General features: G+C 65.1%; 23 protein-coding genes. 8 read left to right on the forward strand and 15 right to left on the reverse strand.

Annotated features, from left to right (window positions below; all coding sequences use genetic code 11):
* Positions 1-57: 57 nt before the first annotated feature.
* From rpoD to rpsU, 3 genes are all read right to left on the reverse strand, one after another.
* A complete protein-coding gene (gene rpoD / locus KUW00_RS02810) occupies positions 58-1,893 on the reverse strand; it encodes an RNA polymerase sigma factor RpoD (RefSeq protein ID WP_108131339.1) in 1,836 nt (611 codons plus the stop codon).
* 312 nt (positions 1,894-2,205) lie between these two features.
* Entirely contained in the window at positions 2,206-4,020 is a 1,815-nt protein-coding gene (gene dnaG / locus KUW00_RS02815) for a DNA primase (RefSeq protein WP_222568192.1), read from the reverse strand.
* A gap of 198 nt (positions 4,021-4,218) precedes the next feature.
* Entirely contained in the window at positions 4,219-4,434 is a 216-nt protein-coding gene (gene rpsU / locus KUW00_RS02820) for a 30S ribosomal protein S21 (RefSeq protein WP_013333229.1), read from the reverse strand.
* A gap of 389 nt (positions 4,435-4,823) precedes the next feature.
* Between rpsU and tsaD the strand changes: the two genes are divergently transcribed.
* Positions 4,824-5,852, forward strand: coding sequence for a tRNA (adenosine(37)-N6)-threonylcarbamoyltransferase complex transferase subunit TsaD (tsaD, locus tag KUW00_RS02825; protein ID WP_222568193.1), 1,029 nt, complete (start codon positions 4,824-4,826; stop codon positions 5,850-5,852).
* A gap of 79 nt (positions 5,853-5,931) precedes the next feature.
* Here tsaD and KUW00_RS02830 read toward each other — a convergent pair whose 3' ends face one another.
* Positions 5,932-6,519, reverse strand: coding sequence for a glycerol-3-phosphate acyltransferase (locus KUW00_RS02830; protein ID WP_045991857.1), 588 nt, complete (start codon positions 6,517-6,519; stop codon positions 5,932-5,934).
* Between the two features lie 204 nt (positions 6,520-6,723).
* Here KUW00_RS02830 and folB point away from each other — a divergent pair, with 204 nt between their 5' ends.
* Both folB and folK read left to right on the forward strand, forming a co-directional pair.
* Positions 6,724-7,089, forward strand: coding sequence for a dihydroneopterin aldolase (gene folB / locus KUW00_RS02835; protein ID WP_045991856.1), 366 nt, complete (start codon positions 6,724-6,726; stop codon positions 7,087-7,089).
* Positions 7,089-7,631, forward strand: a complete 543-nt coding sequence (gene folK, locus KUW00_RS02840) for a 2-amino-4-hydroxy-6-hydroxymethyldihydropteridine diphosphokinase (protein ID WP_045991855.1) — start codon at positions 7,089-7,091, stop codon at positions 7,629-7,631. Before folB ends, folK begins: the two co-directional genes overlap by 1 nt.
* Positions 7,632-7,644: 13 nt before the next feature.
* Here folK and KUW00_RS02845 read toward each other — a convergent pair whose 3' ends face one another.
* The 8 genes from KUW00_RS02845 to KUW00_RS02880 all read right to left on the reverse strand — a co-directional run bounded on the left by KUW00_RS02845 (position 7,645) and on the right by KUW00_RS02880 (position 15,532).
* Positions 7,645-8,805: a polynucleotide adenylyltransferase gene (locus tag KUW00_RS02845; protein ID WP_315901101.1), complete on the reverse strand. Its 1,161-nt coding sequence runs from the start codon at positions 8,803-8,805 to the stop codon at positions 7,645-7,647.
* The gene (gene glpE, locus KUW00_RS02850) at positions 8,802-9,140 is read right to left on the reverse strand and encodes a thiosulfate sulfurtransferase GlpE (protein WP_222515613.1); all 339 of its coding nucleotides are present in this window, start codon (positions 9,138-9,140) and stop codon (positions 8,802-8,804) included. Before glpE ends, KUW00_RS02845 begins: the two co-directional genes overlap by 4 nt.
* Before the next feature lie 66 nt (positions 9,141-9,206).
* Positions 9,207-10,019: a symmetrical bis(5'-nucleosyl)-tetraphosphatase gene (locus tag KUW00_RS02855; RefSeq protein ID WP_108448070.1), complete on the reverse strand. Its 813-nt coding sequence runs from the start codon at positions 10,017-10,019 to the stop codon at positions 9,207-9,209.
* A 39-nt stretch (positions 10,020-10,058) separates the two neighbouring features.
* On the reverse strand, positions 10,059-10,439 hold the full coding sequence (gene apaG, locus KUW00_RS02860) for a Co2+/Mg2+ efflux protein ApaG (RefSeq protein WP_045991851.1): 381 nt from the start codon (positions 10,437-10,439) through the stop codon (positions 10,059-10,061).
* Positions 10,436-11,248 carry a 16S rRNA (adenine(1518)-N(6)/adenine(1519)-N(6))-dimethyltransferase RsmA gene (gene rsmA / locus KUW00_RS02865; RefSeq protein ID WP_108448069.1) on the reverse strand — a complete coding sequence of 271 codons (813 nt, stop codon included), beginning with the start codon at positions 11,246-11,248 and terminating at the stop codon, positions 10,436-10,438. Before rsmA ends, apaG begins: the two co-directional genes overlap by 4 nt.
* Before the next feature lie 41 nt (positions 11,249-11,289).
* Entirely contained in the window at positions 11,290-12,339 is a 1,050-nt protein-coding gene (pdxA, locus tag KUW00_RS02870; protein ID WP_222568194.1) for a 4-hydroxythreonine-4-phosphate dehydrogenase PdxA, read from the reverse strand.
* Positions 12,340-12,350: 11 nt separating this feature from the next.
* Complete coding sequence (locus KUW00_RS02875) at positions 12,351-12,998, reverse strand: SurA N-terminal domain-containing protein (RefSeq protein WP_253555377.1); 648 nt, start codon at positions 12,996-12,998, stop codon at positions 12,351-12,353.
* A gap of 71 nt (positions 12,999-13,069) precedes the next feature.
* Positions 13,070-15,532 carry an LPS-assembly protein LptD gene (locus KUW00_RS02880; protein WP_045991848.1) on the reverse strand — a complete coding sequence of 821 codons (2,463 nt, stop codon included), beginning with the start codon at positions 15,530-15,532 and terminating at the stop codon, positions 13,070-13,072.
* A gap of 188 nt (positions 15,533-15,720) precedes the next feature.
* Here KUW00_RS02880 and KUW00_RS02885 point away from each other — a divergent pair, with 188 nt between their 5' ends.
* From KUW00_RS02885 to KUW00_RS02895, 3 genes are all read left to right on the forward strand, one after another.
* Complete coding sequence (locus KUW00_RS02885; protein WP_045991847.1) at positions 15,721-16,761, forward strand: aminoglycoside phosphotransferase family protein; 1,041 nt, start codon at positions 15,721-15,723, stop codon at positions 16,759-16,761.
* Complete coding sequence (murU, locus tag KUW00_RS02890) at positions 16,758-17,435, forward strand: N-acetylmuramate alpha-1-phosphate uridylyltransferase MurU (protein ID WP_045991846.1); 678 nt, start codon at positions 16,758-16,760, stop codon at positions 17,433-17,435. The genes KUW00_RS02885 and murU overlap by 4 nt, the downstream gene beginning before the upstream one ends.
* A gap of 74 nt (positions 17,436-17,509) precedes the next feature.
* A complete protein-coding gene (locus KUW00_RS02895; RefSeq protein WP_108131335.1) occupies positions 17,510-17,929 on the forward strand; it encodes an OsmC family protein in 420 nt (139 codons plus the stop codon).
* A gap of 137 nt (positions 17,930-18,066) precedes the next feature.
* Here KUW00_RS02895 and coq7 read toward each other — a convergent pair whose 3' ends face one another.
* Complete coding sequence (gene coq7, locus KUW00_RS02900; protein ID WP_108131334.1) at positions 18,067-18,711, reverse strand: 2-polyprenyl-3-methyl-6-methoxy-1,4-benzoquinone monooxygenase; 645 nt, start codon at positions 18,709-18,711, stop codon at positions 18,067-18,069.
* A gap of 36 nt (positions 18,712-18,747) precedes the next feature.
* Here coq7 and KUW00_RS02905 point away from each other — a divergent pair, with 36 nt between their 5' ends.
* The gene (locus tag KUW00_RS02905) at positions 18,748-19,092 is read left to right on the forward strand and encodes a hypothetical protein (protein WP_222568195.1); all 345 of its coding nucleotides are present in this window, start codon (positions 18,748-18,750) and stop codon (positions 19,090-19,092) included.
* On the opposite strand, the gene KUW00_RS02910 is transcribed toward KUW00_RS02905, so the two are convergent.
* Positions 19,089-19,430 carry a histidine triad nucleotide-binding protein gene (locus KUW00_RS02910; RefSeq protein WP_045992116.1) on the reverse strand — a complete coding sequence of 114 codons (342 nt, stop codon included), beginning with the start codon at positions 19,428-19,430 and terminating at the stop codon, positions 19,089-19,091. The genes KUW00_RS02905 and KUW00_RS02910 overlap by 4 nt on opposite strands.
* A gap of 222 nt (positions 19,431-19,652) precedes the next feature.
* Here KUW00_RS02910 and KUW00_RS02915 point away from each other — a divergent pair, with 222 nt between their 5' ends.
* On the forward strand, positions 19,653-20,897 hold the full coding sequence (locus KUW00_RS02915) for a cation:proton antiporter (RefSeq protein ID WP_222568196.1): 1,245 nt from the start codon (positions 19,653-19,655) through the stop codon (positions 20,895-20,897).
* A gap of 48 nt (positions 20,898-20,945) precedes the next feature.
* On the opposite strand, the gene KUW00_RS02920 is transcribed toward KUW00_RS02915, so the two are convergent.
* Entirely contained in the window at positions 20,946-22,403 is a 1,458-nt protein-coding gene (locus KUW00_RS02920) for a PLP-dependent aminotransferase family protein (protein WP_222568197.1), read from the reverse strand.
* Positions 22,404-22,442 lie beyond the last annotated feature (39 nt).

Below are 22,442 nucleotides of genomic sequence, written 5' to 3' on the forward strand. Positions count from 1 at the left end.
CTGAGCTCACCCTACTGCTTCGCTGTCGACGCAAGCCCTGCTCGGTCGAGACAGGCGTTACTCGTCGAGGAAGGAGCGCAGCGGTTCGGAGCGGGTCGGATGGCGCAACTTGCGCAGCGCCTTGGCCTCGATCTGACGGATACGCTCGCGGGTCACGTCAAACTGCTTGCCGACCTCCTCGAGGGTGTGGTCGGTGTTCATGTCGATACCGAAGCGCATCCGCAGCACCTTGGCTTCGCGGGCGGTCAGGCCACCGAGCACGTTGCGCGTGGCTTCGACGAGGCCCTCGCCGGTGGCCGAGTCGATCGGCAGCACCATGGTGGAGTCTTCGATGAAGTCACCCAGGTGCGAATCGTCGTCGTCACCGATCGGCGTCTCCATGGAGATCGGCTCCTTGGCGATCTTGAGCACCTTGCGCACCTTGTCTTCCGGCATCTCGAGACGTTCGCCCAGTTCTTCAGGCGTCGGCTCGCGCCCCATCTCCTGCAGCATCTGCCGCGAAACGCGGTTGAGCTTGTTGATGGTCTCGATCATGTGCACCGGAATACGGATGGTGCGCGCCTGGTCGGCGATGGAACGCGTGATCGCCTGACGAATCCACCAGGTGGCGTAGGTCGAGAACTTGTAGCCGCGACGATATTCGAACTTGTCCACCGCCTTCATCAGGCCGATGTTGCCTTCCTGGATCAGGTCGAGGAACTGCAGGCCGCGATTGGTGTACTTCTTGGCGATGGAGATGACCAGACGCAGGTTGGCCTCGACCATCTCCTTCTTGGCACGGCGAGCCTTGGCCTCACCGATGGACAGGCGACGATTGACCTCCTTCACCTCGCTCACCGGCAGCTGGATCATCTCCTCCTCGAAGGCGATCTTGCGCTGGGCACGCTGTACGTCAGCCTTGAGCGGCGCGAGACGATCGGCGTAGCGGGCGTTGTCGGCCATGAAGTCGTCGAGCCAGTCGAGCCGGGACTCGTTGCTCGGGAAGGCCTTGATAAAGGCCTTGCGCGGCACCTTGGCCTGCTTCACCAGGAGCTGCATCACCGTCTTTTCCTGGGCACGCACCTGCTCGACGCTGATGCGGACCTGTCCGACCAGACGTTCGAAGTGCTTGGGCACCAGCTTGATCGGAGAGAACAGCTCGGCCAGACGTGCCAGCTCTTCCTGAGCCTCACGGGACTGACGACCGTGGGTCTCGATGGCGGCGTTGGCGGCCTGACTCTGCTCGCGAATCTGCCCGAAACGCGCACGGGCCTCTTCCGGATCCGGGCCACCACCGGAGTCGTCCTCTTCTTCCTCGCCGTCTTCGTCGTCGTCGCTGGCAGCCTGCTCGTCCACCTCGGGCACTTCGGCCTCGGCCACGCCGGGGATGCCTTCGTCGGGGTCGATGAAGCCGGAAAACAGGTCAGAGAGACGTCCCGGCGCTTCCTCGTCCTGGGTGGCATCGTAGGCATCGAGGATCGACTCGACGGCACCCGGCACATAGGCCAGCGCCGACATGACTTCACGGGTGCCTTCTTCGATGCGCTTGGCGATCTCGATCTCGCCTTCACGAGTCAACAGCTCGACGGTGCCCATCTCGCGCATGTACATGCGCACCGGGTCCGTGGTGCGACCGACATCGCTTTCCACCGCGGCCAGGGCCGCCACTGCCTCTTCAGCCGCGGATTCATCGGTTGAGTGATCCGACATCATCAGGGTATCTTCGTCGGGAGCTTCCTCGACGACGTTAATACCCATGTCATTGATCATGCCGATGATATCTTCCACCTGGTCGGGGTCGGCGATATCTTCGGGAAGGTGGTCGTTGACCTCGGCATAGGTCAGGAAGCCCTGTTCCTTGCCGCGCGCGATCAACTCCTTCAGACGTGACTGCTGCTGCGCATTTCCAGCCATAGAAACCCTATCTCGACGAAGAAGAATGAAGCACCTGAAGCGCTAAGGTGGAGAAACTCGGTAAGCCGGACAGTATAGCGGTTTTGGGGCCACTTCTGCCAGTCTGGAGTGTTTGCGCGATGTCTCAGGTGTGTTAGTTTATCTGGTTGCGCCACTTGTCAGCGCCGTATCCCTTAGATGGTGATGGTAGGACAAAATTCAACCCTACCCGCATCCATACCTCATATTTGTCGTCGATCGCTCACAGGTTCTTACCATTGGTGGTAGCCGAACCTGCCGTCGTGACAGCGCTCGCGCCCTGCCGCAAGCGACCTAGCGCCCCGCCGCCAGCAACTCCATCAAGCGCCCGCGTTCTTCACTCGACAACCGCTCGCCGGACTGTTGCCGCCTCAGCAAGGCGTCGATCTCTTCCTGCCGGGACGGGGTCTGACTGGCTCTCTGAAAATAGCTCACCAGACCATCGAGCTCCGCCGCCCTGGCCGCCACCGGGATCAACAACTCCCGTCGCGCCAGCGCCGCCAGCCGCTCACCGTCCTCGCTGCCGTGAAAGTGCATCAGCAGCACCTGAGCGCTTGAGTAGCCGCCAGCGCGCAGCAAGGTAATGACCTCCCGGCATAGCCGGGCGTCCTCGTCCTGCCCCCCGCACCAGTCCAGCGATTCGGGCAAGCGCTCCACCAGCCTGGGCTCGTGAACCAGCAATTGCAGGGTTCGCGCCATCAGGCCAAGGGCGCCCCCGGAACGGCGCGGTCGCGGCGCCGGCTCGCCGTCCTCGACGACGGGTTCGAACAACTCATCGACCGGCGCGACGTCGTTGTCTTCGGGCGCCGGCGCCAGCAGCGCCTCGAAGCGCGACTGCTCGACCCCGGTGCGACGCGAGAGCTCGGTCAGCATCAGCGACTTGAGCACCCCCTGCGGCAGCTTCTCGATCGCTGCCAGCACCTGACTGGCGTAGCGCTCTCGCGACTCAAGCTGGGCCAGATCGCGCCCCTGGGCGGCGTGCTCGAACAGAAACTCCGACAGAGGGCTTGCGCACGTCACCCGATCCTCGAAGGCCTCGGTTCCCTCCTTGCGCACCAGGGAGTCGGGATCCTCTCCCTCCGGCAGGAACAGGAAGCGTGCCTGGCGACCATCGATCATCTCCGGCAGTACCGTTTCCAGCGCCCGCGCCGCCGCCTGACGTCCCGCCTTGTCGCCGTCGAAGCAGAACACCACCTCGCTGACCAGACGGAACAGCCGACGCAGGTGATCGGCGGTGGTGGCGGTGCCAAGCGTCGCCACCGCGTTGCGGATGCCGAACTGGGCCAGCGCCACCACGTCCATGTAGCCCTCGACGATCAGCAGGCGTTCCAGGCGATGATTGGCCTGACGTGCCTCATAGAGGCCGTAGAGCTCGCGCCCCTTGTGGAACACCGGCGTCTCTGGAGAGTTCAGGTACTTGGGCTTGGCGTCGCCCATCACTCGGCCGCCGAAGCCAAGCGTCCTGCCGCGAATGTCGCGGATCGGAAAGACGACCCGATCGCGGAAGCGGTCGTAGCTGCGGCCACTGTCCTCGTGATGCACCAGCAGGCCGTACTCGATCTGCACCGACTCATCGACGCCCTGGCTGCCCAGGTGTCGCTTCAGCGCCTCCCACTGGGCCGGCGCGTAGCCGATGCCGAAGGTCTCGCGCACCTCATCGGACAGCCCTCGACCCTCGAGGTATTCGCGCGCCGCCTTGCCTTCTGGCATCTTGAGCCGCTCGCGAAAATAGCTGGCCGACATTTCCAGCAGGTTGACGCCTTCCTTGCGCTTCTTCTCGCGGGCCTGGGCGCGAGGGTCGTCCGCCCCTTCCCTCGGCACTTCCATTCCCATCCGCGAGGCCAGCTGCTCCACCGCTTCGGGAAACCGCAGCTTGTCGTACTCCATCAGAAAGCGCAGGGCGTTGCCGTGGGCGCCGCAGCCGAAGCAGTGATAGAACTGCTTGTCCGCACTGACCGTGAAAGACGGGCTCTTTTCCTGGTGGAAGGGGCACAGACCGGAATGGTTGCGCCCGGCCTTTTTCAGCTTGACGCGCTCTCCCACCACTTCGACCACGTCGACGCGGGCAAGGAGATCATCGATGAAACGCTGGGGAATCTGACCGGCCATATTCTGCTCGACAGGAGCTCTCTCGACTTAAGCGCGCTAGTCTAGACTGAAACGCGCTAGACAATGCACTAGCAGGAGCAAGAGAAGCGAAGCGGGAGTCGGCGACAAACGTCAGAAAAACAAGCGGCCACCTCAATGGCGGCCGCTTGGCGTCCTCCTGAACCGAGGGCGGCGGACCGCGCTCGACTCAAGTACGGATCAATAGAGCCGTTCGAAACGCTTGCGCTCGCGCTGGAGCTTCTTGGCGTGACGCTTGACAGCGGCAGCAGCCTTGCGCTTGCGCTCGGCAGTCGGCTTCTCGTACTGCTCACGACGACGAACCTCGGACAGAACGCCGGCTTTTTCACAGGAACGCTTGAAGCGACGCAGAGCGACGTCAAACGGCTCGTTATCACGTACTTTGACAGAAGGCATTAAGCACTCACCTACCTTGGGTAACTTGAGTTCGGTTTGTACGCACACCTTCAAGGCCAATACCCCGCACCACTCCTTGTCCGGCCAACCCTTGAGCTGACAACAGCTCAGCGCAGGAACCCTGCGGGCATGACCTGAAACGGAACAGAGACGGGGGAAGCGAGCCCTGGATGCACGACCCAGTCTTGCAGCGGACAGTATTTTAGTGACCATCCCGCTTTCTTGCAAATGCTTTCGTCTCGCTCACCCTTCAATCTGTACCCGCCGCCAGCGCTGCTTGCCTGCCACAAGGCGCGCCGCGGCCGCCGAAAGGGAGCCCGTCGCTTATGCAGCGGAAGCCAAATCGGCGTAGAATACTCCCCCCTTTCACCGTTTCCCGAGCCCGATCCATGCGCGTACTAGGCATCGAAACCTCCTGCGACGAGACCGGCGTCGCCCTTTACGACACCGACCGCGGCTTGCTGGCCGATGCGTTGCATAGCCAGGTGGCGATGCACGCGGACTACGGCGGTGTGGTGCCGGAACTCGCCTCTCGCGACCATACCCGGCGCCTGCTGCCGTTGATCGACCAGGTGCTCTCTGGAGCACAGCTCGAACGCACCCAGCTGGACGCCATCGCCTACACGGCAGGCCCCGGGCTGGTCGGCGCGCTGATGGTCGGCGCCAGCACCGCCCACGGCATGGCCCGCGCACTCGGCATTCCGGTGCTCGGCGTTCACCATATGGAAGGACACCTGCTCGCTCCCATGCTCGAGGACGAGCCTCCGGCCTTTCCCTTCGTGGCATTGCTGGTCTCGGGCGGCCACACCCAGCTGGTCCAGGTTGACGGCATCGGGTGCTATCAACTGCTGGGCGAATCGGTGGACGATGCCGCCGGTGAAGCCTTCGACAAGGCTGCCAAGATGCTGGACCTCGATTATCCCGGCGGCCCGCGGGTAGCCGCCCTGGCCGAGGGCGGCGACCCGGGCCGCTTCCGCTTCCCCCGGCCGATGACCGATCGCCCGGGTCTCGACTTCAGCTTTTCGGGGCTCAAGACCCACACCCTGACCGCCATTCGTCACTTAGAACAGGCTGGCCAGCTCGACGACCAGGCCCGCGCCGACGTCGCCAGAGCCTTCGAGGAGGCCGTCGCCGACACCCTGGCGATCAAGTGCCGTCGGGCCCTCAAGCAGACCGGGCTCACCCGCCTGGTGGTGGCCGGCGGTGTCAGTGCCAATGTGCGTCTTCGCGCCAAGCTGGAAGAAGCGACGCGAAAACAGGGGGCTCGCGCCTACTACCCTCGCGGCCGCTTCTGCACCGACAACGGGGCCATGATCGCTTATGCCGGTGCTCAGCGCCTGCTGGCGGGAGAACGCGATACCGTGGGACAGATGAAGGCGGTGCCGCGCTGGCCGATGGATCAACTCAGCGCGCCGTAGTCGACTAGCAAGAAGAAAGGGCCATGATTGCGCTCTCTATACGCCCAGGTGCCCTGCCTGCCCCATCGAGCCGGTCGCTTTACAGGTGGGGCTCCTTGCCCTGGCGCAACCGGCCGATATTGATGGCGTGGCGGGCCACCACAAGACCGGCGAATACCAGCACTACCCAGACAAAGTCCGGCGCCAGCCACAGGCTCAGCAGCGGGGCCAGGGTGGCGCTGGTCAGTGAGGCCACCGCCGCGGTGTGCGCCCACCAGGCAAGCAGCGCCCAGATCACGGCGCTGACCAGGGCTACCCCAGGGGTCAACAACAGCATCACGCCGAAGGCGCTGGCCACCGCCTTGCCACCACGGAAGCGATACCACGCCGGGTAGCAGTGGCCCAGCAGCACACCGAGCCCCACCAGGCCTAGCCCCCAGGGCGGCAGTTCGAGCCACAGGCCGAGCAGCAGCACCGGCCAGCTTTTCAGGGCGTCGATCGCCAGCGTCGCCAGCGCCAGCGGCACTCCGTGCTGGCGAAGCACATTGGAGAAGCCGGGATTGCAGGAGCCGCTGAGCCGCGGATCCGGGCGCCCGGCCCAGCGGCAGACGCTGATGGCTCCCAGCCAGGTGCCGCTCAGGTAGGCAAGAGCGGTCAAGGGCAGTATCACTTCCAACGATGAACCCATGGCGACTCCTGACCCGACGCAACCGGTGCTGGCGAAAGATGCCACACTCAAGGGCATTCCGTCGTAGTTTGCCAGTACGAGCACTCGCGAGTCACCCGCGGCCTGTTTCCCGGGGGGCGGCTCAAGTACAATCGGGCGCCTTGTCACACCTGCTTTTCCCGGTTCTTACTTAGCGGCCGGGAGGACAATCACCGGGGATCACCGATGGATCAGGTACTGATCGAAGGCCTTGAACTGGATACCGTCATCGGCGTCTATGACTGGGAGCGCAGCATCACCCAGCGCCTGACGCTGGACCTGGTGCTGGCCACCGACATCCGCGCTGCAGCGCAAGACGATGACCTGAGCCAGACCCTCGACTATGACGCCATCAGCCGTCGCATCGGGGTCTTCGCCGAAGAACACAGCTTCGAGTTGGTGGAAACCTTCGCCGAGCGGCTGGCGGAACTATTGCAGGAGGAGTTCGGCGTGCCCTGGCTGAAGATGACCCTGCGCAAGCCCGGGGCGGTGGCCAACGCCCGCGCCGTAGGCGTCAGCATCGAGCGCGGTCAGCGCCCCGGGGGCCACTGATGGCGCTGGTAACCCTGAGTCTTGGCAGCAATATCGAGCGCGACCAGCATATTCGCGTCTGCCTGGACGCCCTGTCGGAGACCTTTGGCGAGCTTGCCATCTCGCGGGTCTACGAAAGCAAGCCGGTCGGCTTCGAAGACGGTCGCAACTTCTACAACCTGGTGGTCGCCCTCTACAGCGACTGGTCCGTTGGCGAACTGCAGGCCTGGTGCAAACGTCTCGAGGCCGCCAATGGTCGACGCAAGGACAGCCCCAAGTTCAGCCCTCGCACCCTCGACGTGGACATCCTCACCGTCGGCGAGCAGGTAGGCGACATCGACGGCGTCAGCCTGCCGCGAGGCGAAATCCTGCACCACGCCTTCGTGCTCTGGCCCATGGCCGAGCTGCTGCCGGAGCACCGCCACCCCCTCGACGGGCGCTGCTATCAGGAGATCTGGCAGGCCTTCGACGCGGACGACCAGCCGTTGTGGCCCATCGAGTTCCACTGGGGGGATCGGGCGCTGCCTTCACGCGCAGCACTCGAGGGGACTCTCGAGCAGTAGCCCCGCAAGCCCGCTAGCGCCAGGCGTCTTCCAGGACGGCAAGCCGCCTGTGTCGTAGCTCCTGACCCAGCGCCGCACCCTTGAAGCCCTCATCGAGCAGGTCTCTGGGCGAGAGCGCCAGCGCCGTACGATAGCCCAGCGCCAACCGTTCGGCGTCCCCGGGACGCCTAAGTGCCAGCACCGCCAGCAGCGGCGACACCCGCTCACCGCGGCGCCAGGCGTCGATGCCATCGAGCCAGTCCATGGCGATCAACGGCGCCGAGCGATCACCGTCCTGAGCAAGCGACGACGCCAGCTGTCGGGTCGACGCTAACTGATGCCCGGCGTCACGATAGTCGTTGGGTAGCTTGAGGCGCTCCTCCAGGGCCTTGCGTGCGGGCGCACTCAGTGCCTCCACCAGTCGCCCCCAGCGCCAACAGGGCGAACCGGACAACGCCTCGGGCAATCTCGTCATCCGAACAAGCGCACGCTCCAGGGCATCACCGCCCGCCTCGCTCAGCGCCGGCATCAGCCGCTTAAGTGCACCGCAGGCGGCCAGGGCATCGAAGTAATGCCGCGGCTCGGGCTCGCCGAGCGCTTTCTCGGTCTCCACCCAGACCCGCTCGGCCACCAGATGGTCGAGCTCACCGCTGTCGGCCAGTTGGCGCATCAGCGCCTGGGTCGGTTCGGCGATGCGAAAACCAAGACCTGCATAACGGGCCAGAAAGCGGGCGGTACGCAGCACCCTCAAGGGATCCTCGACGAAAGCCGGGCTGACGTGGCGCAGCAGTCGATCATCGAGGTCTCGACGGCCATCGAAGGGATCCACCAGCGCGCCGTCGAGTGACTCGGCCATGGCGTTGATGGTCAGATCGCGGCGGGCCAGGTCTTCCTCCAGGGTCACCTCGGGGCTGGCGTGCACCACAAAGCCGGTATAGCCGTGACCAGACTTTCGCTCGGTCCGCGCCAGGGCGTACTCTTCGTGGGTCTCGGGGTGCAGAAATACCGGAAAGTCGCGCCCCACCGGGCGAAAACCACGCTGGCGCATGGCCTCGGGGGTGGCACCGACCACCACCCAGTCGGTGTCCTTCACCGGCCAGCCAAGCAGCGCGTCGCGTACCGCGCCACCCACCCGATAGACCTCCAGCCCCGCACAAGGCTCGTCGCCCTGACGCTGCTCGCGTTCCTGGGTCATGACGCCATCCGGCTCACCCGTTCGGGCAGGCGATGCTGCCACTCGGTAAAGCCACCATCGAGGCTGTAGACGCGCTCGAAGCCCTGGGCGCTGAGCCAGCTTGCCGCCTGCTGGCTGGAATGGCCGTGATAGCACACCACTACCAGGGGTCTATCCTTCGGCGTCTGTTCGACCAACGGCCCTACGCTGTGGTTGTCCAGATGGCGGCTGCCGGGAATGTGGCCCTGGGCGTAGCTGCCGGGATCGCGAATATCGACGAGACACAGCTCGCCTTGCTCATCGAGCCACTGGCTCAGGCGCTCGATATCCAGATGTTCGAAGGCGGCGGACGTCATATGGACTCCTTGATAAAGGGAAGGGTCGGGCACGGGGAAGTGGGTCTCGGCGAGTGGCCTGCGGCGTTACGCAAACTGCCGACTGGGCACGCTGATGCGCTCGCCGCTGTCCAGGTCCAGCGCGGTCAGGCTGCCGCCCCAGACGCAGCCGGTATCCAGCGCCTCGGCGCGAACCCGACTGCCGCTGGCCTCGCCGTTGAGCGCGGCCCAGTGGCCGAACAGCAGCCAGGGATCATCCTGGCGAGGGTACTGAAACCAGGGAGCGAAGCCATCCGGCGCACTGTCCAGGCCTTCCTTGGCGTCGAAATCCAGGCGCCCCTCGGCGTCGATGAAGCGCATACGGGTCAGGGTGTTGACGATGGCCCGCAGGCGGTCGACCCCTTCCTGGTGCGGCTTGAAGCGGCGCGGACGATTGCCGTACATGCGCGTGAGAAAATCGCCGGCACGCTCGCCGGTCAGCATCCACTCGACCTCACCGGCCAGCGACTCGGCCTGATCCAGCCCCCACTGGGGCGGCAGGCCGGCGTGGGTCATCAGGGTATTGCCATCGCGCACCAGCAGCGGCCTGGCCTGGAGCCAGTCGAGCAGGGTCTCGCGATCCTCGGCCTCTAGAATATCGTCGATGGTGTCCTTGCGCTTGGTCGCGGCGCCACCTCGCGCCACCGCCAGCAAATGCAGGTCGTGGTTGCCTAGCACCACCCTGGCCGCCTCCCCCAGCGCCATCACTTCGCGCAGGCAGGCCAGCGACCCCGGCCCGCGGTTGACCAGATCTCCGGCCAGCCACAACTGATCCCGACGTGGATCGAAGTCGAGCGCCTCGAGCAGGGCGATGAATTCCTCGTGACAGCCTTGAAGGTCACCGATAGCGTAGCGTTTCATAGGATCTCGGGGCTCTTGAAGGGCGTTCGATTCGCCAGATCAGTGAATCTGGTTGGGTGTGGCCAGGCGAAACACCGTGATCGGCACCTCGAAGGGACGCTGGCTGGCGGTGTCCACGCAGGTGTAGGCCCCTTCCATGAACCCTACCGGCCCGTCGAGAATGGCACGACTGGTGTACTGAAAGGTCTGACCGGGGCCTATCATCGGCTGCTTGCCGACCACCCCCTTGCCACGAACCTCCTGGACCTGCCCGCTGGTCTGGGTGATCTTCCAGAAACGCGCCATCAACTGAATATTCCCCGGCGAATGATTGTGCACCGTCACCGTGTAGCTGAACACGAAGCGGTTCTCCATCGGCGAAGATTCATCTTCACGATAGGCGGGCTCCACATCGACCCTTACGTCGGGCATCTCGCTCATGACGGATTCTCCTCTGCACTCAAGGCGTTGGCGATGGACACGAACTCTTCCACCTCCAGCGTCTGGGGCCGCCGGCTCGGATCGATACCGAGGGCCTCGAGGGCGTCACCGTCGATGCGTCCCTTGAGATTGTTGCGCAGCGTCTTGCGCCGCTGACCGAAGGCCTCGCGCACCACGTCGAACAGCAACGTCTCGTCCTTGGCCCGCCCCTGGGGTCGCTCACGCGGGGTCAGCCTGACGATGGCCGAGTCCACCTTGGGACGCGGCACGAAGGCCTCCGGCGGTACCACGAACAGCGAATCGACGTCGCAGAAGTACTGCGCCAGCACCGACAGCCGCCCACGATCACCTCCGCCCGGTGGCGCCGCAAGACGATCCACCACCTCCTTCTGCAGCATGAAGTGCATGTCCTGGATGGCGTCGCCAGCCTTGAGCAGGTGCGAGATCAGCGGGGTCGAGATGTTGTAGGGAAGGTTGCCGACGACCCTGAGTGGCTGGCCCTCGCCGCGTAGCGCAACGAAGTCCATCTTGAGGGCGTCGCCTTCGTGGATGACGAAGTTCGGGTGATTGAAGAATTGCACCCGCAGCCCCGGAATCAGGTCCCGGTCCAGCTCGATGACCTCGAGATCACCGTCGGTGGCATCGAGCAGTGGTTCGGTCAGCGCCCCCTGGCCTGGGCCGATCTCGACCATACGGTCGCCGGGGCGCGCCCCGATGGAACGCACGATGCGCGAGATGACGCCGGGATCACGCAAGAAGTTCTGACCGAAGCGCTTGCGGGCCCGGTGCGCCGTGGGGCGGGATGACATGCTTGAATCCTTTGCAAAACGAGGGTTGGGGTGACGGACCTTCAGCGCTCGGCCACCCGGCTGCCCATATCCTCGGCGAGGGCAATCGCCACCGCCAGGCTATCGGGACTGGCAGTGCCATGCCCGGCCAGGTCCAGGGCGGTGCCGTGGTCCACCGAGGTCCGTGCCAGCGGCAGCCCTAATGTGATGTTGGCGGCCTGGCCGAATCCCGAATACTTGAGCACCGGCAGACCCTGGTCATGATACATCGCCAGCACCGCGTCGACGCCGTCGAGATGACGCGGGGTGAACAGGGTATCCGCCGGCAGCGGCCCGTCAAGGGCCAGTCCTTCTTCACGTAGCCGTTCGAGCACCGGGGTGATGATCTCGATCTCTTCGCGCCCGAGATGCCCATCCTCGCCGGCGTGGGGGTTCAGACCGCACACGGCGATCCGCGGAGAGACAACGCCAAAGAAGTCTGTCAGGTCCCGGGCCAGAATACGCAGCACTCGCTCGAGACCCTCTCGAGACAGCGCGTCGGCCACCTCGCGCAGCGGCAGGTGGGTGGTCGCCAGGGCCACCCGCAGCGGTATCGAACGCAATGAATCAGTGGTGGCGTCGGCCGAGACGACGCGCCCGTGCAGGGCGCTGTCGGTGGCCAGCATCATGACCACCTCCTCGACCCCGCAGGCATCGCGCAGGTACTCGGTGTGGCCGGTGAAGTGGTGATGGCCCGCGTCGCGGATCACCCCCTTGTGCAGCGGCGCCGTGACCATCGCCGAGGCCTTGCCGGCCAGGCACTGGACCACCGCCATATCCAGGGTCTCGAGCACATAGTCGGCGTTGGCCGTCGACAGCACGCCAGGCTCGCTGGCCTCCTTGAGCGCGACCGGCCATACCGCCAGACGCTGCCGGCGCGGCCCCGGGTGCGCCTCGCCCGGTGCCGCTATTACCACCTCGACATCCAGTCCGAGCGCCAAGGCGCGAGCCCTCAACAGCTCTGGGTCGCCAATGGCGACCCAGTCGGTGGCGTGGCGCGCAGCCAGCATCAGGGCAAGCTCGGGACCGATGCCGGCGGGTTCGCCGGTGGTCACCACGATCGGTGCCTTCATCCGCTGCGACATCAGCCCTGGTTCAGGCGCTTCTCGACGAAGGCCTCGCCGCGAATTTCCTGAACCCACTTCTCGAGTTCATCGCCGGCCTTGCGCTGGAAGATCGCCTGGCGCGCCTCCTCGCGGCTGGTACCGACGCCTTGCTGCTGCAGATAGCGCTCGACCTCGGACTCGGAGATGTTGATCCGGCTGGACACCTGGGCCTGCTGGACCTTCATGATCAGCATCTCGCGACGGATCTGATCACGCACCTGGGACAGGCTCATGCCCTGGGACTCGAGCCGATCGGCGAACTGCTCCAGGCTGACACCGTTCTGGTTGGCCACGGCGCGCACCTGACGATTGAGCTCGGTATCGTCGACGCTCAGGTTCATGCGCTCGGCCATCTGCACCTCGATCTCCTCGACGATCATGCGGTCCAGAATCTGCTCACGCAGGGCCTGCTCCGGAGGAGTGTCCATGTCGCTGGCGCGCAGTCTGGCCATGGCCTGCTCGACACGGTCATCGAGCTGGGAGGCCATGATGGCGTCCTCGTTGACCACGGCGACGATCCGATCCAGCGGCTGGCGGTAACCATCCTGGGCGTGGGCCGCCACGGTGGTCAGTGCCAGGCAGGCGGCCATCGCCAGGGCGGCAAGGGGTCGGCTACGCATAGTCATGCTTCCTCGTTCACTCAGATTCGATGCGGCGAGCACGTCTCGTGCTCGCCGTTGGGGATACGCCAGGGTATTTAGTTCAGGCCGGGACGGTAACCGGGCACCGCAGACTGGAAGTAGGTGTCCGCGTCGCCACCGATGCCACCGAAGCCCTTGAGCACAAAGCGCAGGAAGAGCCCGCGATCCGTGGTGTCGTCCTCGATGTTGTTGGCGGTGTCCTCGTCCTCGATCCACTCGCGCCACACGACCTGCACACCATAACAGCAGTCGTTCCACTGCACACCCGCCATCTGGTCGAGGGCACGGTCGTTGGTGTTGTCGTAGAGCACCCGGCCGATGACGTCGAAACGATCCGTCGCCTTGTAGGCGAAGGACATGTCGTACTCTTCGCGGTTGTAGTTGCGAACGTCATCGTCATCGTCGGCGTTGTCGAAGCCTTCGATCTCCCAGCGGTAGCCCAGGTTGAGCACGTGACCGGCGTCGGCACGGTACTGCACGCCGAGGCCGGTGCTCTCGGTGCGACTCTCCTCGTCGTCGTAGAGCCACTGCCAGCGGGTGCTCCAATTGTCGGTGATCTGCCAGTTGATTCGGGTCACCCAGGGCGAACGATCGCGGGTGGCTTCGTAGTAGTCGAAGGACTCCTCATCACCGGGCAAGGTGTCGGGATCACCGGCCATATCGATATTGCGGTCCTCGAAGTAGGCCGACTGCCCGACCCCCACAGACAACCGCTCGCGGCCGCTCTGGTCTTCGAGGAAGCGGCTTTCCACGCCGTAGGACAAACGGTTCAGGTCACCCAGACGATCGCCGCCGGAGAAGCGGTACGGCGACCACAGCTGGCCCCACGAGAACGCCAGCTCCTCGGTGTCGAAGTCGGGGAAGTCGCTCTGGTCGCGCTCCGGTACGTAGGCGTAGTTGAGGCGTGGCTCGAGGGTCTGGCGCCAGTCGTCACCGCCAAAGGCGAAGTCGCGCTCGAAGATCAGCCCGGCGTCGATGGTGGTCACCGGTGCGGTCAGCGTCGGGCTCTCGCTGTTGTCGGTGATGCGCTCGTCATAGTCGAGGTCATAGCTCGTGTGCTGCAGCGCCACGCGGGGTTCGAAGAAGCCCCAGCTCGGCTCGAAGCGGTAGCCCACCGCCGGCGCCAGATCCAGGCGGGCGCCCTTGACGTCTTCCCTGAGCGGGATGCGGCGCTGGGTATCCTCGTAGTCGTAGAAGCCGTTCTCGTCGCCCTCGATATCGCGCCAGAAGTAGGTGGCGTTGGAGTTCCACTCCTGATAGAAGCCGAGGTCCTGGGACCAGCGGCCGTTGGCGGTCAGGCTCGGCAGCCGGTAGAAGGGCTTGTCGCCTTCGTCGACCGGATCGTCCAGCAGCTGATAGCCCTGGGCCTTGGCCTGGAGGTTCCAGGTGTCGCCGAGGTAGTCGATCTGGGCCAGACGCGCCATGTTGCTGGTATCGGTCTCACCAAAGGTACGCCCGAAGTCATCGAAATAGCGGCCGTCACTGGCGGCGCCATAGCGCAGCCGGTAGGGAACGCGCGAGCTGAAGCGCCCGTAATGGCTGTAGTCGAAGTACCAGCGTTCGTCGCCGTTCTCGAGCTCGGTGGTGGAGTCGTCATCTCCGGCGGACTCGTCGTCACCGATGTAGGCGCCTTCCAGAGTGCCCTGATCGGTGGGAAACAGGTAACGGAACTCCGCCCCCATCAGTAACCCGCTGTCGTCGATCCAGCGCGGGGTGATGGTGGCGTCATAGTTGGGCGCCAGATTCAGATAGAAGGGCTGTGCGTAGTCGACACCACCGTCGGAGACGCCGATGGTCGGCCACAGGAAGCCTGTCTGGCGCCGCTCGTCGATGGGAAAGCGCACCCAGGGCCAGTAGAACACCGGCACATCGCCTACCTCCAGGCGGGCATGCTTGGCGGTACCGTAGCCCTGATTGCGATCCAGCAGAATATCGTTGCCGATCAGGCGCCAGGTGCTGTCGCCAGGCTCACAGGTGGTGAAGCTGGCCTCGCGCAAACGAAAGACGTTGTCACTGACTCGCTCGAGCTGGATGGCATCGCCGCGCAGGCGCGACTCGTGGGCCACGTAGTGGGCCGAATCGATGGTGGCCTGGTCGCTGTTCAGCGACACCTCGGCGCTGTCACCGCGCACCAGCAGGCCCTTGTCGCGCAGGGTCAGGGGACCACTGGCGTTGGCCAGGTCACGCTCCGGTGGTACCTGCACCCGGGTTGCCTCGAGCTGGGTATCGCCCTTGCGCAGCACCACTTCACCGTCGAGCACGGTGTCACCGTCGGTGCCGTAGTTGGCGGTGTTGGATTCGCTGTTGACCTGGCCATCGATGGCCGGCGCAGGAAGGCGGTATTCGGGCTGAACGTAGTAGCCTCGGCACACCGTCCCGGCGGGACGGTCATCGCCCCAGGGCTGCCAATCCATCTGGCTTGCCGGCAGGGGTTCAGGTGGGGCCGCCCACAGGGGGGACGACACCAGACTGGTGGTGGCGAGGCCCGCCAGGGCCGTCCATGCGTATCGCTTGGCCATGTTGCACGCTGTCCTCGACGGGGTGAATCGGTATTATACAGGCCGCGGCCGACCTGTAACGCCGATCTGTACCAACGAGATTCGCGCCACGGCCGCCCTTGATCCATGCACAGCATGCGGTGAGGCCAACGGAGCGTCAACCGACATTGGCATCCTTCGCCCTGCCGCCACCAGGAGTTTTCCCCCCGATGTCCCAGGCTGAAAGCCCCCGCCGACTCGAGCAACTGCGCCTTTGGGCACAGGCACAGCACCCGTCCATCGAGGGCTCGAGCGATCTCGTGCTGGCCGCCGGCGACGCCAGCTTCAGGCGTTACTACCGCCTCACCCTGGAAAGTGGGGAGACCCGCATGCTGATGGACGCCCCACCCCCCCAGGAGGACGTCGGCCCCTTCGTCGCCATCGCCCGTGACTGGCACGCAGCGGGCCTGCCGGTACCCCGGGTCTATGCCGTGGACGCCGACCAGGGCTTCGTGGAGCTTGAGGACCTCGGCGACGAGCCGCTGCACCTGGCCCTCGACGGTGCCGACGAGGCCACCACCCACGCCCATTTCGACGCCGCCATCGCGCTGCTCGAGGAGCTTCAGCGGAAGGCTCCGAGCGATAGCCTGCCGCCCTACGACGCCGTAACGCTGGCCCGGGAGCTGGACCTGTTCCCCGACTGGTGCCTCGCCCAGTGGCTGGAGTTGGATGGCCAGCCTCCCGGCTGGCCTGCGCTGCGCCAGGCGCTGATCGAACAGGCGCTGGCCCAGCCGGTGGTCACCGTGCACCGCGACTTCGATGCCATGAACCTGATGCGTCACGCCGCCGAACTGTGGTTGATCGACTTCCAGGACGCCCTGGCAGGCCCCATCACCTATGACCTGATCTCGCTGTTGCACGGGCGCTATCGGCGCTTCGATGCGGCCACCCGGGCGGCCTGGAGCGAGGCTTTCCGCCAGCGCGCGATAGCCGACGGGCGCCTGTCTGACTCGGTGGATAGCGACAGTTTCCTGCGCTGGGTCAATGCCATGGCTGCCCAGCGTGCGCTCAAGGTGCTCGGCATCTTCTGTCGCCTGACCCTGCGCGACCAGCGCGACGGCTACCTGGCGCGTCTACCTCACTTTCTTGCCCATCTTCAGGACAGCCTCGAGGGGCTGGAGGGCCTCGCGGGACACGCCGACTTCAGCGCCTGGGTCGAAGACAGCCTGCGCCCGCTGATCGAAGCCCGCGTCGCAGAGGTGCGCCCATGAAAGCCATGATCCTGGCCGCCGGTCTCGGCAAACGCATGCGGCCGCTGACCGACCACTGCCCCAAACCCCTGTTGCCGGTGGCCGGCGAACCGCTGATTGGCCACCACCTCAGGCGCCTGGCCGGCTGCGGTATCGAACAGGTGGTGATCAACGTCAGCTACCGTGCCGACCAGATTATCGAGACCCTGGGCGACGGTGAACGCTACGGGGTATCGATTGCCTACAGTCGCGAGGACGAGCCGCTGGAGACCGCCGGCGGTATCGCCAAGGCTCGCCCACTGCTCGGCGAGGAGCCCTTCGTGCTGGTCAGCGCCGATGCCTTCTGCGACATCGACCCCAGCGCCCTGCCCTCTCTGGAGGGCGATCTGGCCCATCTGGTGCTGGTCGACAACCCCGTCCACAACCCGGACGGCGACTTCCACCTGGCGGCCGGCGGCAGAGTTTCGAGCGACGGCTCGCCAAAGTTGACCTACTCGGGGATAGCGCTGATCGACCCGCGTCTGGTGAATGACCTGCCCGCTCCCTGCTATCCTGTCGCTCCACTGCTTCGCGAGGCCATGGCCCGCGACCTCGTCGCCGGCACCCACCATCGGGGAGACTGGGTCGACGTGGGTACGCCCGAGCGCCTCGAGGCGTTGAATCACAGACTCGGCGGCGCTCCTGGCGAACGCTGATTGAGTCCGGCTGCATCCTGCAGACCGCATCAAAAAACATCGACATCACTATCGCAGAAAAAGAAGGAATCCCCATGAAAGCCAGCGTCAAATGGACCGACGGCCGTCAGTTCGTGGCCGAATCCGGTAGTGGCCACGCCGTGGTCATCGACGGCCCCCCCGATCACGGTGGCCGCAACACCGGGCCGCGCCCGATGGAGATGCTGCTGATGGGCATGGGCGCCTGCACCTCCTTCGACGTGCTGGAGATCCTCGAGAAGTCCCGCGCCCCGGTGGAAGACTGCGTCGCCGACATCGAGGCCGAACGCGCCGACAGCGTGCCGTCGGTGTTTACCAAGATCCACGTGCACTTCACCGTCACCGGCAAGGGGCTCAAGGAAAAGCAGGTCCAGCGCGCGGTGGAACTCTCCGCCGACAAGTACTGCAGCGCCTCCATCATGCTGGCCAAGGGCGGCGTTGAGGTCACCCATTCCTACACCATCGTCGAGTCCTGAGGCCGCTTCGAGCGCCGCGCAGCAGCGAGCGCCTCGGATCGACAGCCACCCTCACGCAAAAGCCCCTGCCGATCGGCAGGGGCTTTTGCGTGAGGGCGAGGCCATCGCAGCATCAGGCGCTGGCCACCGGCACAGGATCAGATGCGGTAGACGCTCTTGGTCATCACCCTGGACATCAGCGTCATGCCGGCCTTGACCGGGCCAGGGAACCTGGCGCCACCAGCCTCCAGCGCCTGCTGGGCGTGGTGGGCCTCGTCGATGGCCATCTGCCTGAGCACCGCCCGGGAGCGCTTGTCTCCTTCGGGCAAGGTCTCGAGGTGCTCGTCCAGATGCTTGCCCACCTGTTCCTCGGTGGCGGCGACAAAGCCCAGGCTGACACGATCGCCAACCGCCCCCGCCAGTGCCCCCATGCCGAAGGACGCCGCATAGAACAGCGGATTGAGTCGACTGGTCGGCGCATTCAACTCCCTGAGCCGGTCCTCGCACCAGGCAAGGTGATCGATCTCTTCCTGGGCGGCTTCCTCCATCTGGCCGCGCACCTCCGGCAATTTGGCGGTCAGGCCCTGGCCCTGGTACAGCGCCTGGGCGCATACCTCTCCGGTGTGGTTGATGCGCATCAGGCCGGCCGCGTGATGGCGCTCATCCGGGCTCATTTCGCCGTCATGGATCGTATCGACCGCGGGCGTCGGCCGAGATGCCCGCGCCGCCCCCGGCACCAGGGTGCGCAATACATTGTCGAACTGATGGATGGCCCGATCGGCGGGGCTGAGAGAGCGGGACATGGCGCGATCCTTGTACGACTAAGTGAGCCAGCGAACATGGGCGAAACGATGAACGTTCGCATCAAGGGATTATTCTACGCAAGCGTCGGCGGCACTCAAGCGCCGGCTCTTCATGTTGAGGGCGGCGTCGCCTCGACGCTCAACACATCGAAAAAAACCGATCGGCGCCGGCTCTTCAAATGGGGCACCAGCCCCTCGGCGGCGCCTAGAAACAAAAACCGATCGGCGCCGGTTCTTCATGTTGAGGGCGGCGACGCCTCGACGCTCAACACACACCAAAAGCGATCGGCGCCGCCTGGGGGACACCAGGCGACGCCGGAGAATGCACGGATGCGTCGAGCGCTTGAACTGCCGGAAGAGACTCCGTTGCGCGCCGGCTAGCCAGCCGGCCATGTGAAGCGACGACCGCCCATCACGTGCATGTGAATATGATAGACCGTCTGGCCGCCGTCTTCATTGCAATTCATCACCACCCTGAAGCCGTCTTCGGCAAACCCGAGGTCCTTGGCCAGACGCGAGGCGGTCAGCGGCAGGCGCCCCACCAGTGCCTGGTCTTCCTCGGTGATGTCGTTGAGGGTGGCAATATGCTTCTTGGGGATGACCAGCATATGGGTCGGGGCCTTGGGATCGATATCGTTGAAGGCCAGCACCTGATCGTCCTCGTAGACGATATCGGCGGGAATCTCGCGGTTGATGATCTTGCAGAACAGGCAATCCATGGCAGGCTCCGGGGCACACTGAAAAAACGGTGTCTTCGAGATTACCCGCCAACAGGGCTGCTGTCAGTCCCCTGACTCGCCCGATCACTGACCCAGGCCCCATGAGCAACGTTCCCAAACCGCCAGTTATGCACCTCTGGTCATCGCGCTCGCCTGCCCCCCCAAGCCATTGCGGCTATGGTACAACCGTAGCTCCCATGCATTTTCGGAGTGTCGCCTGCCATGCATCACACTGCCCTGCTGCTGATCCTTCTGATCATCATCGCCTTTGCCCTGCTGTCGCGGCGCATCTCGGCCTCGCTGATCAGTCTGCCCATGGTGTTCATGGCCGCGGGGATGGGGCTGGGCGCGCTGACGCCGGACCTGGTGCCCATCGACATGCAGCAGGAGCTGACCCAGGTGATCGCCGAGATCACCCTGATCATAGTGCTGTTCGCCGATGCCTCGGTGGTCAAGCTGAAGTCTCTGCGCCAGAACCTGGCGATTCCGCTGCGCATGCTGTTGATCGGCATGCCCCTGACGGTCTTGCTGGGCACGCTGATGGCCAAGTGGGTCTCGCCGGAAGCAGCCTGGGGCACCGCCATGCTGGTGGCGGCGATTCTCACCCCGACCGACGCGGCCTTGGGCCAGGCGGTGGTATCGAGCCCCAGCGTGCCGGAACGTATCCGCCAGTCGATCAACGTCGAAAGTGGGCTCAATGATGGTCTGGCTGTACCCGTGATTCTTGCCTCGGCACTGCTGGCGGTGGCGGCCACCGGCACCGAGGTCGCCGACGCCCCGAACAACCTCTGGACCTTCGCCCTGCTGCAACTGACCCTCGGGCCGCTGGTCGGGGTGCTGTTCGGCTGGGGCTTTGCCCGCCTGCTCGACGCCGCCATCGACCGCGGCTACGTCACCGTCATCTATCAGGGCATCCTGTTTCTGGCGCTGGCCTTCCTGATCTATCTGGTCGCCGAAACCGTCGGCGGCAACGGCTTTATCGCGGTGTTCCTCGGCGGCCTGACCTTCGGCAACCAGCTACGCCATGACACCACCTTCATCGAGGAGTTCATGGAGAGCGAGGGCCAGCTCTTGACCATCGCCACCTTCCTGATCTTCGGTGCGGTAATGGTGCCGCTGGCCATCTCGCATGCATCCTGGAAGACCGTGGCCCTGGCGCTGATGTACCTGTCGGTGATTCGCATGATCCCGATCTGGATATCGCTCACCGGACTCGGGCTGTCCGCCTATGAAAAGACCTTCCTCGGCTGGTTCGGACCTCGGGGGTTGGCCAGCATCCTGTTTGCGCTGCTGATCTACGACCAGTACCCGATCCCCGGCAGCGACGAGATCCTCGCCTGCGTGGTGTTGACGGTCATGATCTCGGTGGTGCTGCACGGCGTCAGCGCCCAGCCCATGGCCCAGCGCTTCGTCGCTTCTCGCCCCACCAAGGACGCAGCGGCCAAGCAGGGGCCTCCTGGCCACTAGAGCCGCCTGCTCGAGGGTGGGCGGGACTGACGTTTCACCACGATAGCGTCAGTCCCGATCCCTGGCCGTCCGTTCCTTGGCCACCCGTTCCTTGGCCGCCCGCTCCATGGCCCGGTCCAGCGCCCTGAAGACGTCATCATCCAGCGACTGCGCCACATTGAAGCGCAGGTAGTGACTGTTCGCCGTTTCCGGGCTGAACACCTCCCCAGGCGCCAGTACCAGATCCTCGTCCAACGCCGCTCTGGCCACGTCCTTGGCGCAGAGCCCCGCGGGCAGTCGCGTCCACAGAAAGAGCCCCGCACTGGGCTCCACCCAGGGCTCCAGGCCCGCCGAGCGCAGTCGCGGCATGACCTGTCCCATGGCGTCTGCCAGGCGCGTCCTGAGCACGTTGAGGTGACGTCGATAGGCGCCTTCCCTGACCAGCTGGAACACCAGCTCTGCCGACAGCGCGCTGGCGCCAAAGGAGGTCGCCAGCTTCAGGTCGACCAGCTCCTCGAACCACTCGGGGCGGATGGCGATATAGCCACAGCGCACCGAGGCCGACAGGGTCTTGGAGAAGCTGCCCACCTGGATTACCCGCTCGAGCCCGTCCAGCGCCGCCAGGCGTGGTGACGCCTGGTGCTCGAAGTCGGCGAAGATGTCGTCCTCGATGATCAGCAGGTCGTGACGCTCGGCCAGGCGCAGCACGCGGTGGGCCACCGCCAGTGACAGGCTGGCACCGGTTGGATTATGCAGCCCCGAGTTGGTGATATAGAGCCGCGGACGATGCTGCTCGAGGGCCTCGGCAAGGCGCGATAGGTCCGGCCCCGCAGGGCTGAAGGGCACCCCCACCACCTTGACCCGGTGGGCACGCAGCAGGGCATGAAAGTTGAAATAGCAGGGGTCATCGACCAGCACGCGGTCGCCCGGCTCGAGCAGAAACCGACACAACAGATCGATGGCCTGGGTGCCGGACTCGGTCAGCAGGATCTGGGACGGCGCCGCCTCGACACCCCGCTCGGTAAGGCGATGCGCCAGCACCTGACGCAGTGCTTGCAGGCCCTGGGGCGACGCATAGTCGGTCAGGCTGGCGACAGCGCCGGAACGCCTCGCCAACTGCCTCAGCCCACGGCGAATCTCCTCGTGGGGCATCCACTCTGCCGGCAGCCAGCCACAGCCTGGCCTCAGCCGGTAATGGTCGCTCTCGAGCGCCTGGCGGGTCAGCCACAGCGGGTCCACTTCGCGCTCGCGACGGGGCGCCAGCTCCGCCAGGGACAGCGGCGGCAAGCGATCACCGACGAAAAAGCCGGCGCCGCGACGGGAATGGATGGCGCCCTCGGCGACCAGCCGATCGTAGGCCTCGACCACGGTGGAGCGTGACACCCCGAGCGATTCAGCCAAGCCGCGAATCGACGGCAGGCGCGCACCTGGCGCCAGCTGACGCTGGGCCATGCGGCGCTGGATCAGCGCTACCACCTGCTCGACCAGGCTGATGCCCGCCCGACGATCGATGTCCTGTGCCTTCATCTGTACTGGAGGCTCCACCATGACAGTTTGTCAAAACTG

Source organism: Halomonas sp. DP5N14-9, from assembly GCF_019802175.1.
GTDB lineage: Bacteria > Pseudomonadota > Gammaproteobacteria > Pseudomonadales > Halomonadaceae > Halomonas > Halomonas litopenaei.

Excerpts from the sequence above, each read along its gene's own strand:
- tsaD (WP_222568193.1), top strand. The coding sequence starts at position 4,824 with ATGCGCGTACTAGGCATCGAAACCTCCTGCGACGAGACCGGCGTCGCC.
- glpE (WP_222515613.1), bottom strand. The coding sequence starts at position 9,140 with ATGACGTCCGCCGCCTTCGAACATCTGGATATCGAGCGCCTGAGCCAG.
- murU (WP_045991846.1), top strand. The coding sequence starts at position 16,758 with ATGAAAGCCATGATCCTGGCCGCCGGTCTCGGCAAACGCATGCGGCCG.
- rpsU (WP_013333229.1), bottom strand. The coding sequence starts at position 4,434 with ATGCCTTCTGTCAAAGTACGTGATAACGAGCCGTTTGACGTCGCTCTG.
- dnaG (WP_222568192.1), bottom strand. The coding sequence starts at position 4,020 with ATGGCCGGTCAGATTCCCCAGCGTTTCATCGATGATCTCCTTGCCCGC.
- KUW00_RS02875 (WP_253555377.1), bottom strand. The coding sequence starts at position 12,998 with ATGACTATGCGTAGCCGACCCCTTGCCGCCCTGGCGATGGCCGCCTGC.
- KUW00_RS02920 (WP_222568197.1), bottom strand. The coding sequence starts at position 22,403 with ATGAAGGCACAGGACATCGATCGTCGGGCGGGCATCAGCCTGGTCGAG.
- KUW00_RS02885 (WP_045991847.1), top strand. The coding sequence starts at position 15,721 with ATGTCCCAGGCTGAAAGCCCCCGCCGACTCGAGCAACTGCGCCTTTGG.
- pdxA (WP_222568194.1), bottom strand. The coding sequence starts at position 12,339 with ATGAAGGCACCGATCGTGGTGACCACCGGCGAACCCGCCGGCATCGGT.
- rsmA (WP_108448069.1), bottom strand. The coding sequence starts at position 11,248 with ATGTCATCCCGCCCCACGGCGCACCGGGCCCGCAAGCGCTTCGGTCAG.
- KUW00_RS02845 (WP_315901101.1), bottom strand. The coding sequence starts at position 8,805 with ATGACCCAGGAACGCGAGCAGCGTCAGGGCGACGAGCCTTGTGCGGGG.
- KUW00_RS02855 (WP_108448070.1), bottom strand. The coding sequence starts at position 10,019 with ATGAAACGCTACGCTATCGGTGACCTTCAAGGCTGTCACGAGGAATTC.
- KUW00_RS02830 (WP_045991857.1), bottom strand. The coding sequence starts at position 6,519 with ATGGGTTCATCGTTGGAAGTGATACTGCCCTTGACCGCTCTTGCCTAC.
- KUW00_RS02915 (WP_222568196.1), top strand. The coding sequence starts at position 19,653 with ATGCATCACACTGCCCTGCTGCTGATCCTTCTGATCATCATCGCCTTT.
- KUW00_RS02910 (WP_045992116.1), bottom strand. The coding sequence starts at position 19,430 with ATGGATTGCCTGTTCTGCAAGATCATCAACCGCGAGATTCCCGCCGAT.
- coq7 (WP_108131334.1), bottom strand. The coding sequence starts at position 18,711 with ATGTCCCGCTCTCTCAGCCCCGCCGATCGGGCCATCCATCAGTTCGAC.
- KUW00_RS02880 (WP_045991848.1), bottom strand. The coding sequence starts at position 15,532 with ATGGCCAAGCGATACGCATGGACGGCCCTGGCGGGCCTCGCCACCACC.
- apaG (WP_045991851.1), bottom strand. The coding sequence starts at position 10,439 with ATGAGCGAGATGCCCGACGTAAGGGTCGATGTGGAGCCCGCCTATCGT.
- rpoD (WP_108131339.1), bottom strand. The coding sequence starts at position 1,893 with ATGGCTGGAAATGCGCAGCAGCAGTCACGTCTGAAGGAGTTGATCGCG.
- KUW00_RS02905 (WP_222568195.1), top strand. The coding sequence starts at position 18,748 with ATGGGCGAAACGATGAACGTTCGCATCAAGGGATTATTCTACGCAAGC.
- folB (WP_045991856.1), top strand. The coding sequence starts at position 6,724 with ATGGATCAGGTACTGATCGAAGGCCTTGAACTGGATACCGTCATCGGC.
- KUW00_RS02895 (WP_108131335.1), top strand. The coding sequence starts at position 17,510 with ATGAAAGCCAGCGTCAAATGGACCGACGGCCGTCAGTTCGTGGCCGAA.
- folK (WP_045991855.1), top strand. The coding sequence starts at position 7,089 with ATGGCGCTGGTAACCCTGAGTCTTGGCAGCAATATCGAGCGCGACCAG.